The following is a 15,866-nucleotide window of genomic DNA, read 5'->3' on the forward strand; positions in this document are numbered from 1 at the left end:
TAAGTAAAGCTTCATGATCACTCATGAAGCTTTGGGCTAACTTCAACAAAAATTATTGAATAAATATTTAATTCTAATTAAATTAAATTTAGTTTCTAGGTTTTCCTTTTGGTTTTGGAGCATCGTCAAATTCCTCTTCAGAAATAAAACCGTCTTCATTGGCATCAATTTCAGAAAAATTATCCTTTAAAGGACCTTTAACTTCCTCTTCAGAAAGTTGACCATCTTCATCTGCATCCATTTCTTCTAAAAGTTTAGCATATGTAGGTGGCTCTTTTCTTTCGCCTTTCGACTGTGCGTTAACTGCTACTGTGCCAAATGCAACTAACATAGCAAATAGTAATCCTGTTTTTAAAGTAATGCGTTTCATAATGTTTATAATTTTATAACTAATATTCGAGTACAAAGATGTAAGAAACTTCTATATAATGTGAGCGTATTAAGTGTTTGCCTTTTCCTTTTAAGTGAAAAGCAGTATTTCTACAATGAATGCTTAATTATCATCTGTTTATAGACATATTTATGGGGTGTGTTTGATTTTTTATTCCTTTTATTTGCATCATGAACAGACATAAGAATTTTATTTTTCATGTAGCTTTATGGCTTTTAATATGGTCTACAGCATGGATTTTTAGTGGTAGCGATTTTCAATTTGTAGGAGAAAATGGGATGGCACTTTTGTTTCAAATTTTAGTTATTGCCACACTAATATATTTTACGGTACCCTATTTATTATTGAAAAAAAAATATACACTGTTCACTTTGGTTTCTATAGCGACTATAATTGTAGTTACGCTTGTGTTGACCAATATTGTATCTGATCCTATGTTAGGTTCAGAATCAACTATAGGTTTAGGTCCTGGACCCGGACCCGGGCCGAGACCTGGACCTGGACTTGGACCAAAATTTGAAGATGGTTTGCCATCAGATGTAGTTAGAAGACCACCTTCTCGATTCTTTATAAATCTTTTGTTAATTGCAATAGCTTATATTATTGCAACCTTGGTAGAGATATTTTTGCTGGCACAACGTAAAGAAGAAGAAATAATCATTAATAAAAATGAGGCATTACAAACCGAATTGAAGTTGTTGAAATCACAGATTAATCCTCATTTTCTATTCAATGCTTTAAACAATATTTATGCATTATCGGCCATAGATGCCGGAAGAACACAAAAAAGTATTAGTTATTTGTCTGATATGCTGCGATATGTGTTATACGAATGCGAGCAAGAAATAGTACCACTGTATAAAGAGATAGATTATATAGAGAATTATATTAAGTTGTTCTCTCTTAAAAGCAGTAAAACCTACCCTATAAACACATCATTTTCTATAGAAGATCAAAATGTTGCTATAGTACCTATGTTACTGATACCATTTTTGGAAAATGCCTTAAAGCATAGTAATATTGAAAAAATTAATGGCACATTTATTAATTTGAAAATAAGTTCTACATCAGATAATGTTAATTTTGAATTAGAGAATAGCAAACCTGATTTTAAAGTAGTTACAGATGATGTTGGTGGCATTGGTATAGATAATGTAAAGAAACGTTTGGCTATCTTGTACCCAAATCGTCATGAATTAAGTATTAACGAGACTTCTAAGGCGTTTAAAGTGAATTTAAAACTTCAGTTACATGAGTAGTATAAACTGTATAGTAGTAGATGATGAAGAGTTGGCAAGAGCTCTATTGATTACCTATATTGATAAACTAGAATTTTTAAATTTAGTAGGTGAAGCAGAAAATCCTCTAGAGGCTTTAAGTTTAATGAAAGAACATACTGTAGATCTTCTATTTTTAGATATTCAAATGCCAGAAATAAAAGGAACAGATTTTGCCAAAATGGTAAATACTGATACTAGAATAATTTTTACAACGGCTTATTCCCAATATGCATTAGAGGGATATGAATTGAATGCTGTAGATTACCTTTTAAAACCTATAACATTTGAGCGATTTGTTACTGCTGTTAACAAGGTAAAAACCCATGATGATTATCCTAAGTTAGATGCTATAACTATAAAATCGGGTTATGATTTACATAAAGTAAAGTACACCGATATATTATATATAGTTAGTGATAGCGAGTATGTTACCTTTCATTTGGCAGGTAAGAAAATTATAAGCAATCAACGATTAAAGACATTAGAACAAGAATTACCCAGTTCTCTTTTTATGAGAGTACATAGATCATATATTATAAATAAGAACTATGTAACCGGATTAAAAGGTAGAGACTTATTACTTTCAGATACAATTATACCTGTTAGTGATTCTTATTACGATCATGTAAAGCAAGAATTATTTTAAATTCTTAAAAACAATTATCATCTTCATTTTTTAAGCTAGTAGTAAGTGTCTTATTTTAAGAAGGCTAGCTATTTTTGAATTAATTTGTGAATATCTATTACATTTTTTGAACAAACAAACAATGTCGAACTAGTATATTTAGCACCCCAAAATAAAAGAGAAAATATGAGTGCAACTTGGTACGAGTGTAAAATAAAATATAGAAAATTAGATGAAGCTTCAGGAATGCTTAAGGTAAAAACCGAACCTTTTTTGGTCGATGCTATTTCTTATACCGAAGCAGAGAGTAGAATTACCGAAGAAATGTCGGCATATTTAAGTGATACAGAAGAAATTAAAATCACGAATATAAAAGTTGCCAATTTTGCAGAAATTCATCCTTTCGAGAATTCAGACAGATGGTTTAAATCTAAAGTATCGTTAATAGCTTTTGATGAGGAAAGCGGTAAAGAACGTAAAACGAATATGTATCTATTAATACAAGCTAACGATGTAAAAGAAGCTTATGATAATACGATTAGTGTAATGAAAGATACGATGGGAGAATATTCTGTACCTTCTATAGCAGAGTCGCCAATTATGGATGTCTTTCCTTATTTTTCAGGTGAAGAAGATGATATGGAGCGTGTAGAAAAATTCAATATAATTAAAGATTCAGTTCCTGTAGATAATTCAATGGATGAAGAATTGGAATTGAGCGATGTAATGTCTAGTGAAGAATGATTACTGATTTTTGGTACTAACTAAAAAGAGGACCTAAATGGTCCTCTTTTTCTTTAAAGTATTTAAACCTTACTTCAATATAAGTACATCGTTAATTACGTGTACAACTCCATTAGAAGCTTTAACATTCCCTAAAACTACTTCTGTTTTATTTCCTTTTTCATCTTTTAAAATAATCTTGTCGCTTTTAAGACTAGCGGTTAAATCTTTTCCACCAACAGTTGTAAATGTATATTTTCCATTGGCGCCTTTAATAGCTGCCACTAATTTATCGCTGGTGATTACACCAGATACAACATGGTACTGTAGAATGTTGGTTAATAATTCTTTATTTTCAGCTTTACCTAATTCTGCTATAGATAGTTTTTTAGGTAATTTTTCAAAAGCATTATTAGATGGTGCAAATACCGTGTAACTACCTGGCTCGGATAGCATGTTATCTAAATCAGCTGCTTTAAGTGCAGATACTAAAGTAGATAACTCTTCATTTTTGCTGGCTACGGCTGTTATACTAGTCGCCATCATTTCTTTTTTCTTGGCCTCCTCTTTCATTTTGGCTTCTTCTGCCTTCATGCTTTGCTCTTCCATAGCGACTTTTTCTTCCATTGCTTTTTTATCGGCATCTATCTTTGCTTGGTCTTTGCATGAACTTAGTGCCAAAATTGCTAATGCAATACATACTAGATTTTTAATATTTCTTGTTTTCATAATTATTTGTTTTGATTATTAATATTTCAGATGTCTGTAATTAGACAAATGCAATAAGATTATTTTCAGAATATTTAAAGGATACTATCTCAAGAACTTTTCTTAAGATGGTCAATTTATTTACGTAAGTTTTTAACAATAGTTCAGAAAGGATAATAATTAAAAGAATCCATTGAAGTAATAAATCTTCAATGGATTCATACACATGAGCAATACTTTAATTAAACAGGGACTTTATCAGAATGTTCTCGTCTGTCCCAATTACGATGTTTTGCTATACTCTTTATGAAATTGGAAACTGATTCGTTAATGTGAATGGCTTTATCATCTTTAAATTTCGATACAAAAGATTGATCTAGAATTTGTTCTCCTTCGTCATCAACAGCTATAGCTTTACAATACTTGAAAGTTTCATTAATGAATTTGATATATTTTCCATTATCAATCATTGTCTTTACAGATTTTTCGCCACCAGGAATATAAATTGCATCGAAAAGTACACTTTCAGTAGTTGCGATTGCTGCATCTACTTTATGATCCATATTTTGGTCACATGTTATGCTTCCGCCATGTGGGGCAACAATCTTTACTACAGCGCCTTCTTTTTCCAGTTTTTCTTTTATAGCGGTATAATTTTTCATGCTAAATCCATCCGCCGCAAGCACAGCTATTTGCCTAGTAGCAATACTATCAAACTTTGTATTAGCCATGCTCAATGCCTCTGATTTATCTAAATAATTTTTCTTTTTACCAGGTTGATGTTTCTCAACATCAGCATCGGCACCAATAGCCTGATTAATTGGTTTCTCAATATTTTTCGGAATTTTCATACCCAAACCTTCCGAAACTGTTTTAGCCAAATCCATATTAATTTGAGCAATTAACCATAACATGCGTTCTTTAATATGATCATGGTTACACTTTCCCAATTCAAAAGTATATGCGGCAGCTACATGCTCCTTTTCCCAATCGGCTAAACTTCTATAAAACAATGCAGGTTGCGAAAAATGGTCACTGAAACTTTCACTTCGCGTTCTTATTTTTTTAGCGTCTATACGTTCTTCGTAAGAATGAAATGCACCTTCTGCCATCTTAGACAAATGTGGACAACCGCCGCTTAAACTATTGGGAAAATAAGCTGTTTGTCCTTTTGGTATATCCATTTGCATGTGTGCATCGCGTTGATTGTTATGTGTATCTACAACTGGACGATTTATCGGAATCTGATGAAAATTAGGACTCCCTAAACGAGATAATTGTGTATCTCTGTAAGAGAATAAGCGACCTTGTAATAATGGATCATTCGTAAAATCGATACCTGGAACAATATGCCCTGGTAAAAATGCTACTTGTTCTGTTTCTGCAAAGAAGTTCTCTGGGTTCTTGTTTAAAGTCATTTTACCAATGATTTTAACCGGAACAATTTCTTCTGGAATTAATTTAGTAGGATCTAATAAATCAAAATCAAATTTATGTTCATCGGCCTCTGGTACAATTTGTATCCCTAGCTCCCACTCTGGATATTGTTCCGCTTCAATGGCATCCCATAAATCCCTACGATGAAAATCTGAATCGGCCCCATTAATTTTTACGGCTTCTTCCCAAGTAACAGAGTGTACTCCTAAAGTTGGTTTCCAATGAAACTTAACGAAATGTGCTTCTCCTTTATCATTGATCAATCTAAAAGTATGAATCCCGAATCCTTCCATCATACGTAAACTTCTAGGAATAGCCCTATCACTCATAGCCCAAATATGATTATGCAATGTTTCCGTCGTTAATGATACAAAATCGTAAAAAGTATCGTGAGCAGATGCTGCTTGTGGAATTTCCTTATTCGGTTCCGGTTTGACGGAATGAATTAAATCTGGGAACTTCATGGCATCCTGTATAAAGAAAATCGGCATGTTGTTACCTACTAAATCCCAAGTACCTTCTTGGGTGTAGAATTTTACGGCAAAACCTCTAACATCTCTAGCTAAATCTGGCGAACCTTTAGACCCGGCAACGGTTGAAAACCTAACAAAAACAGGAGTTTTTCTTGTAGTGTCTGTAAAGATACCTGCTTTGCTAAATTCTTCTATACTTTCATATAATTCAAAATATCCATGTGCGGCACTACCACGAGCATGTACAATTCGCTCTGGAATTCGTTCATGGTCAAAATTTGTAATTTTCTCCCGTAAAAGAAAGTCCTCTAGTAACGTAGACCCACGTTCCCCAGATTTTAAGCTATTGTTAGTATCATTTACTTTTAATCCTTGATTGGTGGTCAAGGCTTTATTTGACATATCTTTTTGATAACTCTCTAAGTCTTTTTGTTTCGATGTATCGGTTGTTTTATTTTTCATTTTATAGACATTTTGATAGTGATAGCCATAAAATTACTTGGAATTAAAAAGTATAATTAGCTGTTATAAATCAAAAAAAGACTCTAAAAGAATTAACCGGTAAATTTCAATAATGTTTTAAGCGTTTCTAATTAATTGACTTTTACAGGTTTTTGGAATTTGAAATGTATCTGTTGAGAAGATGAATATTGAAAATTAAGAGTTTAAATATTATTAATTTTCAATTAGATATAGAGCTGCAATTAGATTGTCTTGAAGAAAATCAATTTTTAAATATCCTAATATATAAATTACCGTAAATTTTTATAGAACTAGTCTAAACATTAAGAATTCAATGAATTATTATTGATGTATTCTAAAAACCGAGGTTTGTATTGCTCTGAAATCGTAATGCGTTGTTTATTGATAATGATTTGACTACGTTCAATTACTTCAACATATTTAAGAGCTACAATGAATGACCGGTGTACGCGCATAAAATGTGTTCCCGGTAATTCTTCCTCCAAGCTCTTAAGGCTCATTAATGTTAAAATAGGTTTGGGGTTGTCTTTCAGCCAAATTTTAATATAGTCTTTCAATCCTTCAAAATATAGTACATCTGCAAGTTTAATGCGAAGTTGTTTGTATTCTGATTTTACAAAAAGAAACTCCTTTTCTTGAGATGTTTCTTGAGTTTGAGCGGTTTTATTTCCTCTCACTAATGAAAACCACTCTAAAGCTTTGTTAGAAGCAGTTAAGAATTCAGCATAATCAAAAGGTTTAAGTAGATAATCTAAAGCCTCAACCTTAAAACCTTCAAGTGCATATTGATCAAATGCAGTGGTGAAAATGACCTTAGAATTTTTCGTAAGCATTTTAGAAAATTCAATTCCTGTTAAATCTGGCATCTGAATATCAAGAAAAAGTAAGTCTACCTCTTCTGAATTTAAGAATTGCATAGCTTCAATTGCACTATTGCATTTTTTAATCAACTTTAAATAAGGGGTCTTTTCTACATAACTCTCTACAAGATTAACAGCCATAGGCTCATCGTCAACAATCATACAGGTTATTTGAATAGCTTCCATATTAGTTTTTAAGATAAATTAAAGAACAGTGTTTTCTTGTATTTAATCAGTTACTTTACAATCAGATATTTATTCTACAGTATACCTAACAAGCACTTCGTTATCCAAAATTACATTAGTAGACCATATAAACTGGGCATCAGCAGAATTATTATCGAAAATATCTGTAAAGTTGGTATATGACGGTTTGTTGTCGACTCCAATAACATCATTTGCAAATTCAGATGCACTAGGCCATTTACTATCATCGAAGCTTTCAGACTGCCAATCTTTTGGAGTTTTCCAGTGTAAGGCAAAGTAAGAGGTACCATCATCTGAATCTTCTGTACTGCAATTATTACTTAATCGTAAAGCACCTTCTTCAGAAACGCATGATAAGTCTTTTATAGGGGCAGTATAATAAGTCTGTGCTTTCCAATTTGAATTTGTAGTGGCAATAATTTCATTGTTGGCATCTTTAAAAACGCCAACCATACCACCATCTCCTGGGTGAAATGCTTTTCCCCTATTGCTTTCTGATCCTAGCCCACTATTTTCTTCCCAATCCACTAATTTCATGGCGATAGTAAAAGGGGTATTTACTTTAAACCGAACAATGTTAGAATTAAATTGCGTAAAAGGCACATTATCTTTACCAACAGGCATACCGTTTATGTACATTTCAAAATAATTGTCAGCAAATATATACGCTGTAATTACTTCGCCATCTGCATCTACTTCAACAATATCTGTACCATCTAATGCTGCTAGGGCTTCATCTGCGGAAGCGTATTCAACTTTTGTACAAGGGTTGAACAAATCTGAAGCCAAAGGGAAATTATCATCAGTAAAATTAACTAATGCCGGTACAGTCCAACTACTACCATCTGTTGTTTTAGATGTACCAATTGGTGCTTCTCTACCCCTATAGCATTCATATATATTTTCAGTTTCTACTGTTGCCGCTCCTTGAGAAACTGAAGCTGAACCATTATAAATACTAATTTCCGATTGTTGTTTTACATCTTTTTGTGCAGTCTTATTGCTATTCTTACAACCAATAAGTGTTATTGATAGAAATGCAATTGTTAGCAAGGTGCTTTTTATAGATTTCATAAGATTATTTATTTGGTGTCTAAAAATGTTAAAGTTGTTCTGTCAATTATTTTTACTGAAGCCATTGCATTCATGAACACATTATAATCTACATCTAAAGTATTCATTTTAGGTAAAGTAGGTGGGTTTTCTGCTAATGCGTATAGAGCAATGGTGTATTCGTGTTTGCCTTTTCCATGAGAACATGGAGATGTATATGATATAGCTGTACCATCTTTATTTTCACCCATAAACCAATTACCTTTAGATGCCATTTTGTATGGTATTCCTGTTGTTTCAGGATTTATATCCCATAATAGTAGATATGAATTGATTTCAGTTTTATTATCCTTTTTTGGATAATGATACATTACAACAGCTAAAGATTTAGTGCCTTCAGGAACATTTTGCCAAGAGAGCGGTATAGAATTTTCCACATCATTAATCTTCTTTTCACACTTATATGCATCCAATAAAATACCATCCTCTATCGCAATACTTGTTAGTTTAAAATCGGAATGTATAGTTTTAAAATCATCGTGATTTACTTCTGTAGTATTTGTGTTTTTACAGGAAATAAAGCAGACAAAAAGAAAAGAAAATACAAATACGGAGTGCTTCATTTTTGTCTTGGTTTATAAGTTTCAACGGAAGATGTACCATCAGGGTTAATAAATTGGTAGGTATAGATGTCATCACTATTCCAACTGTAATTTATAGTATATTCTTTTGAATCTAAGCTGTACGTTAATGCATATGAATTTTCACCTAAAGATTTGAAATCAATGATTTCAGCATCTCGTAATGGTCTTAAAGCAGGTCGTAATTCTTGAGTTCTAGGTTGGGGATAAACCTGGTTTTCAGGAGCTTCCGTTTTTGGATCTAGCACAACTTCACCTCTCATACCTGCAATAAAATATGGATATTCATCAATAGTGTGGTATTCATAAGACCCATCTGAGTTTAATATACCTAAATATTCATCGAGAGACTCTGTTGTTTTTCCATAAACCGGGAACCCATCAACAGCATAGGCCACTGGGTTACCTGCGCCTACTTGATCTTGTAAATGCAATGGTGGTAAATGATAATGGTAATCATCTGCACGACCGCAATGTCCGCCCCAATTGTCTAATTCTCCAATAGCATTAGCATCTTCACCTCTATTGTTTAATGGGTTGAAAATAGGGATACCATTAACAGCAACCGCAATTGCACCTTTTAAGAGGTTAGTTTTTGTAGAAAGTGGATGTTCCGCCATTTTTGGATGCGTAGGTATAGCCAAACTATTGTCACCGGTATAATTTTGTTTAATAGGCACTTGTTGCTGCCAGTTTGTAATACCAACCATCATGTCATGATCTGGTAATCCATTTGATGAAACATACAGGTAGTTCTCATCTGAATGCGTTGTGACACTGTCAAATTTTTTAAAAAAAGTTTGCATTAGCGAAACATCATTTGCTGGTACTTGCACAGTACTTGTTTTAGTAGTACCAGTATTTTTACATGATACTATTAAAATGACACTCAAACCAAGAACTCCGTGAGTTAAGTATATTACTTTTTTTTGTTTTATCATTTTGAAAACAGAAAAGGACAAAAGGAAAATACCTAAACCAATAAGTGCCCAATGAAAACTTAATGATGATTGTGAATCAACCTCAATAGCTGCGCTGCTATTTAAAGAATGAATGAATTCATTCTTTGTTTTAATAAACTTTTGATCAGCTTCTGTAAAATCTGTAATTTGAAAAGTTTGAATAGTATGATTGCCGTCCATAAGCCAAACTTCACCGTTCTCATATGAAATAAAATTAGCCTTGATAATTATATCATTGGTTGTTATTTCCCATTGTTTTAAAGGGTCTCCATGACCACCTTCATGTGCAAAGAGGTGAATATTTACTAGAAGTAAAATTATAAATAGTAAGTTACTTTTCATATGTATATAGTTACAACAAGTTTATAATAATGAAAATTTCATTTTATACAGAACACTACCTAAGTCTCTATCTGTAAATTAACTCTGTAAACACCAGCTTTAAGCTCTTTTTTAAAAGAATGTTTATTTGGATATAATAATTGGAGCCGTTTTTCTAAGTTCGGTAAGCCAATACCACTACCACTTTTGTCACTATCTTGTTTTGGAAAATTATGATTTTCAATAGTGAAATCCACCTTATTTCCTTTAATGGCCATGTCAATTGAAATCATACTTTTTGTACTGGCAGAAACACCGTGTTTAAAAGCATTCTCAATTAAAGATATAAATAATAATGGCGAAATTTTAATTTGTGAATCACTAACTGGAAAACTAGATTCTACTTCAGTTTTATCTGTTAATCTTAACTTCATTAACTCGATATACTTTCGCATAAATTCAATTTCCTTTGAAAGTGTCACCAATTCTGTATTCGTTTCATAAAGCAAATACCGCATTAGTTTACCTAAACTATGTATGGTAGATTTAGCCTTATCCGGCGAAATATCAACTAATGAATATATGTTATTTAAAGAGTTGAAAAAGAAATGCGGTTGAAGTTGATATCTTAGATGTTGTAATTCTGTTTGTAACTTAAAATTATCAGCTTCTTTTCGCTCTGCTTCTGTCTTCACCCATTTTTTAGTCGATTTAATAGCTATGGACAGTAATACAGGAGCCGCATAGGATAACATTTGCACATATATGAACAATTTAAACGGTGGTCCTTCCCTATTTGCATTTGGGGGTCTATTATTAATTAGTTCGCTAAAATAATTGTCTTCAATAAACTCTTTCAATAAAATAAAGAAACCAATTAAGACTAAATTGACGATGATAAAAATCAGTGTTTTCTTAGAGAAAAGAAACCTGTCTATGAGTACAAAAAAGTTTAAATAAAATATTACGGCATAGAACAACATTGGTATTAAGAAATGTGCAATCAACCTATTTGTATCCAAATCTTGCCCGTAAGATAGAACGAAGGGCATGCTAAACAACACCAGCCAAATTATAAGATGCTGCGCAATTACTATTTTTTTATTCTTGTACATAATTATTTATTCATAACGTAAAGCTGTAATCGGGTCTAAAGCAGAAGCTTTTCTTGCAGGATACCATCCAAAGAAAATACCTGTAACCGCACAAACAGCAAACGAAATTATTATAGAATACATCGCTACGCTTGTAGGCCAATGTAAGAACTTTTCAATAAAAACAGTAGCGCTAAGCCCTAATAATACCCCAAGCACACCGCCCGTAATACTTATTAAAATTGCTTCTATCAGAAACTGCAGCAAAATATCTGATCCTTTACCACCAACAGCCATACGAAGCCCTATTTCTTTAGTACGCTCCTTTACTGATACGTACATGATATTCATAATGCCAATACCACCAATAAGCAATGAAATACTGGCAACAGCAACTAAAAGTACAGTTAGCATTTCACTAGTAGAACTAAATGTTGATATTAATTCTTCCATAGACCGTACGGTAAAATCATCTTCTTCATTATCCATGAGCTTATGTTCTTCACGTAGAATATCGGTGACCTCTATAACAGCATCGGGAGCGTCATCTTCGCTAACGGCCGACCCCATTATTTGATTCAAATAATCTATTGCTAAAATTCGTTTTTGTACCGTAGTGTATGGTGCAATTACAACATCATCTTGATCTTGACCAAAGGTATTTTCCCCTTTTTCTTCTAAAACTCCTATTACCTTAAACGGAATATTATCAAAACGTATCATTTGCCCTACTGGTTCTTGCCCGTCAGGAAATACATTATCGACTACCGTTTGCCCAAGAATGACCACCTTAGAGGCAGATTTTACTTCGGCATCGGTGAACATGCTACCGCTTTGAAGACCAACAACTTTAATTTCTAGATAATCAGGGTTTACACCGTATATAGTACTTGGCCAGTTATTTGCACCACTAATGACTTGTCCGCCACCGTTCACCACTGGTGTAATGTAACTCAATAGGGTAGATTTTTCTTTTATGACTTCATAATTATCTAGTGTCAACGTTTGCACATCACCCCCACTACCTCTTGCCGGTCCTCTATCATCCGTACCAGGTCTTATGGTAATCATATTAGATCCCATGCTAGAAATGGTACTCCTTATGCTTTCTTTAGAACCTTCACCAATGGCAAGCATTGCAATTACAGATGCTACACCTATAATAATACCAAGCATGGTCAATAACGTTCTCATTTTGTTGAGAACAATAGCCTTGAATGCAATTTTAAGTAGATTTAATATTCTCATGATCAATGATTTTCTTGTGGCAATTTTGCTAATTCCTCCGCTGCAGATTGTACTTTATGATTCTTATAATCTTGCATAATACTACCATCTTTTAATACGATTGTTCTACTACTAAATGTTGCTATATCTGGCTCATGAGTAACGAATGTGATGGTAATTCCCTTTTTGTTCAAATCTTGAAATAGCGACATAATTTCATAAGATGTTCTCGTATCCAAATTTCCTGTTGCCTCATCGGCCAATATCATTACCGGGTTGTTTACTAAAGATCTTGCAATGGCCACACGCTGCTGCTGACCGCCAGAAAGTTGAGAAGGAGTATGATGTAATCTATCTCCTAAACCAACCATTTCAAGAGCTTTTATAGCACGTTCTCTGCGTTCGTCTGTAGACACCTTGCTATTATATAATAGCGGTAACTCGACATTCTCAATGGCTGAAGTTCTAGCTAAAAGATTATATGATTGAAATATGAATCCGATTTTTTCATTTCTGATTGTCGCCAATTCATTTCTACTTAAATCTTTCATACTAACACCATCAATTTCATAGGTACCCGATGTGGGTTGGTCCAGACACCCTAAAATATTAAGCATCGTACTTTTACCAGATCCACTAGAACCCATGATGGTTACAAATTCACCTTCTTTGATAGTAAATGATATTCCACGTAAAGCATGAACCGTTTCGGTACCCATGGTAAACTCACGCTTTAAGTCTTCAATTTTTATGATTTCTTTACTCATGGCTATTTCTTTTTACCTCCTGGGCGTTGTGGCATAAACGGACTCTCTTCCGTACCGCCTGCTGGGGCACCAGATTGAGTAGCTTCTGATTTTAAACTATAAACCAGTTTATCTCCTTTATTAATACCACTTAATATTTGAACATTAACCCCGTCACTAGCTCCTAAAGTCACCTTTTTTGGAGAAATGGCACCATTAGATTCGAGAACCCAAACCCTTGTACTATCATCATTTTCATCAGGTTTTGGTCCGCCGCCTTTTGGAGGTTCAACAGTCAATTGTTCTTGTTCATTATAAGCCATCATTTCAGGGGGAGTCGGCTTAAAATTTATTGCCTTAGCTTCTACAGATAAAACATCTTTTAATTCTAAAGTGTAGATTGAAATGGTAGCTGTAAGACCTGGTTTCAATCTTAAATCAGGGTTGTCAGCTTTAATTACCACTGTATAGGTCACCACGTTCGAAGTAATTGTTGGGTCTAACCTTACCTGTGTTACCTCACCTTCAAATTCTTGACCTTGGTAGGCATCAACAGTAAAGCTTACACGTTGTCCCTCCTTTACAACACCTATATCTGCCTCATCAACGTCAGCTTCCACTTGCATTTCTTTTAAATCTTGGGCAATGGTAAATAGTGTTGGTGTACTGTAACTAGCCGCCACGGTTTGTCCTTCATCAATATCTCTTGAAAGAACCACCCCATCTATAGGAGAGTAGATATTGGCATAGCCTAAGTTTGTTCTTGCTTGTTGTAAATCAGATAAACGTTGTGTAACCGTACCTTTTGCAGTCTCATAATTGTAAACGGCATCATCAAAATCAGATTTGCTAATGACTTGATTGTCATATAATGTCTTTTGTCTGTCGTAAATGGTTTGTAAATAATTACGATTGCTTACCGCGTTGTCATAAGAAGCTTGTGCTTGCGTCATAGAAGCTTTAAGATTGGTTTTGTCTAGTTCAGCAATTAATTGTCCTTCCGTAACTACACTGTTATAATCCACATAAATCTTCTCTACAACACCTGATACTTGCGTACCTACATCTACTTGATTTATAGGTTCGATTGTTCCTGTTGCTGTCACCATTGTAGTTACATCACCTTTTTTGGCAGCTACTGTTTTGGCTTCAATAGCAATTGTATCATCACCCTTGAAAAAACTATATGCAACAAAAGCTAAGATGACCAAAATGACACCGCCTATTATGATATTTTTTTTATTTTTCATTTTGATTAAAGTTTAATTTCGTTTCCTTGATAGAATTGTAATAATTGATGGTATAAAATATTTAGGTATTTAGATTGTAAATAATTCTGTTGGGCATTTGTATACGTATTTTGACTTACCACAAGGTCTGTTGTACTTAGATCTCCCAACTCATATTTCTTTTGAGCTAGATTATACGACTGTTCTGCGGCATCTTGTGATGCTTCTGCAGCAACTAGCTGTTCTTGCGATGATAGTGCGTTTTGGTATGCAGTTTCCACCTTTTTAATTACCTCTTTTTCTACCGTTTGTTTTTGTATTTCGGCTTTTTCTATATTAAAAGATGCTATTTGTACAGCGGACTTTGTTTGGTTTCTATTGAAAATCGGTATACTAAGACTTAAGCCCAATCTTTGATTGAAATTGACATCTAATTGATCTGTGAAATTGTTGTCGCTAATACTTGTGTAACCAGATCCAACACTACCGGTCATTGACAACGTTGGTAAATAACCGCCTTTTGCTATATCTAATTCTTTTTCATTTATAAGTATATTGGTAGCGCTAGCTTCTACTTCCGGTAAGTATGAAAGGGCATTGGTATAAATAGCCTCTCTATTTAGCTCAAGGTGAATTAAATCTTCATTTTCATCAACAGTTTCAATCTGTAAATATTCTAACGGAGATAATTCTAATAATTGCTTTAGCGTGATGATGTTTAGTTCATAGTCGTTTTTAGCTGCAATGACATTGTATTTATTAGTTGCGGCTTGACTTTGCGCCTCAGTATAATCGCTCAAAGCAATAGTACCAGCTTCTAATCTAGATTTTGCACGAATTACCTCTTTTTCAGAGGCATTAAGATTGTTTTCGGCAATTGTAATTCCTTCTTTACTATATAATGTTTGTAAATATGATTCTAAAATGCTGATAACAATATTGTTTTTGGCCTCTTGTGCCAATAAACTATTTTGCTCAATTAAAAGTTTATTTTGCTTCACCTGATTGGTTAACTGATTACCCTGAAAGAGTGTGACGGAGCTATTTATTCCAACATTGGTACTATGTATTTGATCGGAAACATAATCACTAGTTATGGGGTCAATAGAAGTACCGCTAGAAAAATTTTGAGAAGCACTACCAAAAAGATTCGGTAGTTTGGCAGATTTGGACTGATTGTAATCTACTTCAGAAATACTAGTATTTAAATCGGCATCTTTTAAAGTGATATTATGCTCAATGGCATAAGAAATACAATCTTCTAGCGACCATATTTTTGAAGTCGTATTGGTTTCTACATCTTGACCAAATGTAAATTGGGTAAGTAGAATGACAGCTATGAATATATAATGTTTCATTTAAGCGTGTTTATAATTAACACTCCAAATGTGAAACTTTATACTTCC

Annotated in this window: 15 protein-coding genes; 3 read left to right on the forward strand and 12 right to left on the reverse strand. The window is 33.5% G+C overall.

What is annotated here, in order from left to right; all coding sequences use genetic code 11:
• Nucleotides 1-88 precede the first annotated feature (88 nt).
• Nucleotides 89-370, reverse strand: coding sequence for an EF-hand domain-containing protein (locus ACJJVP_RS14685; RefSeq protein WP_405414665.1), 282 nt, complete (start codon nucleotides 368-370; stop codon nucleotides 89-91).
• A 191-nt stretch (nucleotides 371-561) separates the two neighbouring features.
• On the opposite strand from ACJJVP_RS14685, the gene ACJJVP_RS14690 reads away from it, so the two are divergent.
• From ACJJVP_RS14690 to ACJJVP_RS14700, 3 genes are all read left to right on the forward strand, one after another.
• Entirely contained in the window at nucleotides 562-1,650 is a 1,089-nt protein-coding gene (locus ACJJVP_RS14690; protein WP_405414666.1) for a sensor histidine kinase, read from the forward strand.
• Nucleotides 1,643-2,317 carry a LytR/AlgR family response regulator transcription factor gene (locus ACJJVP_RS14695; RefSeq protein WP_405414668.1) on the forward strand — a complete coding sequence of 225 codons (675 nt, stop codon included), beginning with the start codon at nucleotides 1,643-1,645 and terminating at the stop codon, nucleotides 2,315-2,317. Before ACJJVP_RS14690 ends, ACJJVP_RS14695 begins: the two co-directional genes overlap by 8 nt.
• A 165-nt stretch (nucleotides 2,318-2,482) precedes the next feature.
• Entirely contained in the window at nucleotides 2,483-3,040 is a 558-nt protein-coding gene (locus ACJJVP_RS14700; RefSeq protein ID WP_405414670.1) for a DUF4494 domain-containing protein, read from the forward strand.
• A gap of 69 nt (nucleotides 3,041-3,109) precedes the next feature.
• Here ACJJVP_RS14700 and ACJJVP_RS14705 read toward each other — a convergent pair whose 3' ends face one another.
• From ACJJVP_RS14705 to ACJJVP_RS14755, 11 genes are all read right to left on the reverse strand, one after another.
• Nucleotides 3,110-3,748: a fasciclin domain-containing protein gene (locus tag ACJJVP_RS14705; RefSeq protein WP_405414673.1), complete on the reverse strand. Its 639-nt coding sequence runs from the start codon at nucleotides 3,746-3,748 to the stop codon at nucleotides 3,110-3,112.
• A gap of 221 nt (nucleotides 3,749-3,969) precedes the next feature.
• On the reverse strand, nucleotides 3,970-6,099 hold the full coding sequence (locus tag ACJJVP_RS14710; RefSeq protein ID WP_405414676.1) for a catalase: 2,130 nt from the start codon (nucleotides 6,097-6,099) through the stop codon (nucleotides 3,970-3,972).
• A gap of 323 nt (nucleotides 6,100-6,422) precedes the next feature.
• Complete coding sequence (locus tag ACJJVP_RS14715; RefSeq protein WP_405414678.1) at nucleotides 6,423-7,166, reverse strand: LytR/AlgR family response regulator transcription factor; 744 nt, start codon at nucleotides 7,164-7,166, stop codon at nucleotides 6,423-6,425.
• Between the two features lie 69 nt (nucleotides 7,167-7,235).
• Nucleotides 7,236-8,261 (reverse strand): hypothetical protein, encoded by a 1,026-nt coding sequence (locus tag ACJJVP_RS14720; protein WP_405414680.1) that lies wholly within the window; start codon nucleotides 8,259-8,261, stop codon nucleotides 7,236-7,238.
• 8 nt (nucleotides 8,262-8,269) lie between these two features.
• On the reverse strand, nucleotides 8,270-8,863 hold the full coding sequence (locus ACJJVP_RS14725) for a YbhB/YbcL family Raf kinase inhibitor-like protein (protein WP_405414682.1): 594 nt from the start codon (nucleotides 8,861-8,863) through the stop codon (nucleotides 8,270-8,272).
• Nucleotides 8,860-10,185, reverse strand: a complete 1,326-nt coding sequence (locus tag ACJJVP_RS14730) for a YHYH protein (protein WP_405414685.1) — start codon at nucleotides 10,183-10,185, stop codon at nucleotides 8,860-8,862. Before ACJJVP_RS14730 ends, ACJJVP_RS14725 begins: the two co-directional genes overlap by 4 nt.
• Nucleotides 10,186-10,244: 59 nt before the next feature.
• Nucleotides 10,245-11,279, reverse strand: coding sequence for a sensor histidine kinase (locus ACJJVP_RS14735; RefSeq protein WP_405414687.1), 1,035 nt, complete (start codon nucleotides 11,277-11,279; stop codon nucleotides 10,245-10,247).
• 6 nt (nucleotides 11,280-11,285) lie between these two features.
• Entirely contained in the window at nucleotides 11,286-12,506 is a 1,221-nt protein-coding gene (locus ACJJVP_RS14740) for an ABC transporter permease (RefSeq protein ID WP_405414689.1), read from the reverse strand.
• Nucleotides 12,507-12,508: 2 nt separating this feature from the next.
• Nucleotides 12,509-13,252 carry an ABC transporter ATP-binding protein gene (locus ACJJVP_RS14745; protein ID WP_299317143.1) on the reverse strand — a complete coding sequence of 248 codons (744 nt, stop codon included), beginning with the start codon at nucleotides 13,250-13,252 and terminating at the stop codon, nucleotides 12,509-12,511.
• A 2-nt stretch (nucleotides 13,253-13,254) separates the two neighbouring features.
• On the reverse strand, nucleotides 13,255-14,487 hold the full coding sequence (locus ACJJVP_RS14750; protein ID WP_405416209.1) for an efflux RND transporter periplasmic adaptor subunit: 1,233 nt from the start codon (nucleotides 14,485-14,487) through the stop codon (nucleotides 13,255-13,257).
• Nucleotides 14,487-15,818, reverse strand: coding sequence for a TolC family protein (locus ACJJVP_RS14755; RefSeq protein ID WP_405414691.1), 1,332 nt, complete (start codon nucleotides 15,816-15,818; stop codon nucleotides 14,487-14,489). The genes ACJJVP_RS14750 and ACJJVP_RS14755 overlap by 1 nt, the downstream gene beginning before the upstream one ends.
• Nucleotides 15,819-15,866 lie beyond the last annotated feature (48 nt).

The organism is Maribacter sp. Asnod1-A12 (genome assembly GCF_045063735.1).
Lineage (GTDB): Bacteria > Bacteroidota > Bacteroidia > Flavobacteriales > Flavobacteriaceae > Maribacter.

Excerpts from the sequence above, each read along its gene's own strand:
- ACJJVP_RS14685 (WP_405414665.1), bottom strand. The coding sequence starts at position 370 with ATGAAACGCATTACTTTAAAAACAGGATTACTATTTGCTATGTTAGTT.
- ACJJVP_RS14690 (WP_405414666.1), top strand. The coding sequence starts at position 562 with ATGAACAGACATAAGAATTTTATTTTTCATGTAGCTTTATGGCTTTTA.
- ACJJVP_RS14695 (WP_405414668.1), top strand. The coding sequence starts at position 1,643 with ATGAGTAGTATAAACTGTATAGTAGTAGATGATGAAGAGTTGGCAAGA.
- ACJJVP_RS14700 (WP_405414670.1), top strand. The coding sequence starts at position 2,483 with ATGAGTGCAACTTGGTACGAGTGTAAAATAAAATATAGAAAATTAGAT.
- ACJJVP_RS14705 (WP_405414673.1), bottom strand. The coding sequence starts at position 3,748 with ATGAAAACAAGAAATATTAAAAATCTAGTATGTATTGCATTAGCAATT.
- ACJJVP_RS14710 (WP_405414676.1), bottom strand. The coding sequence starts at position 6,099 with ATGAAAAATAAAACAACCGATACATCGAAACAAAAAGACTTAGAGAGT.
- ACJJVP_RS14715 (WP_405414678.1), bottom strand. The coding sequence starts at position 7,166 with ATGGAAGCTATTCAAATAACCTGTATGATTGTTGACGATGAGCCTATG.
- ACJJVP_RS14720 (WP_405414680.1), bottom strand. The coding sequence starts at position 8,261 with ATGAAATCTATAAAAAGCACCTTGCTAACAATTGCATTTCTATCAATA.
- ACJJVP_RS14725 (WP_405414682.1), bottom strand. The coding sequence starts at position 8,863 with ATGAAGCACTCCGTATTTGTATTTTCTTTTCTTTTTGTCTGCTTTATT.
- ACJJVP_RS14730 (WP_405414685.1), bottom strand. The coding sequence starts at position 10,185 with ATGAAAAGTAACTTACTATTTATAATTTTACTTCTAGTAAATATTCAC.
- ACJJVP_RS14735 (WP_405414687.1), bottom strand. The coding sequence starts at position 11,279 with ATGTACAAGAATAAAAAAATAGTAATTGCGCAGCATCTTATAATTTGG.
- ACJJVP_RS14740 (WP_405414689.1), bottom strand. The coding sequence starts at position 12,506 with ATGAGAATATTAAATCTACTTAAAATTGCATTCAAGGCTATTGTTCTC.
- ACJJVP_RS14745 (WP_299317143.1), bottom strand. The coding sequence starts at position 13,252 with ATGAGTAAAGAAATCATAAAAATTGAAGACTTAAAGCGTGAGTTTACC.
- ACJJVP_RS14755 (WP_405414691.1), bottom strand. The coding sequence starts at position 15,818 with ATGAAACATTATATATTCATAGCTGTCATTCTACTTACCCAATTTACA.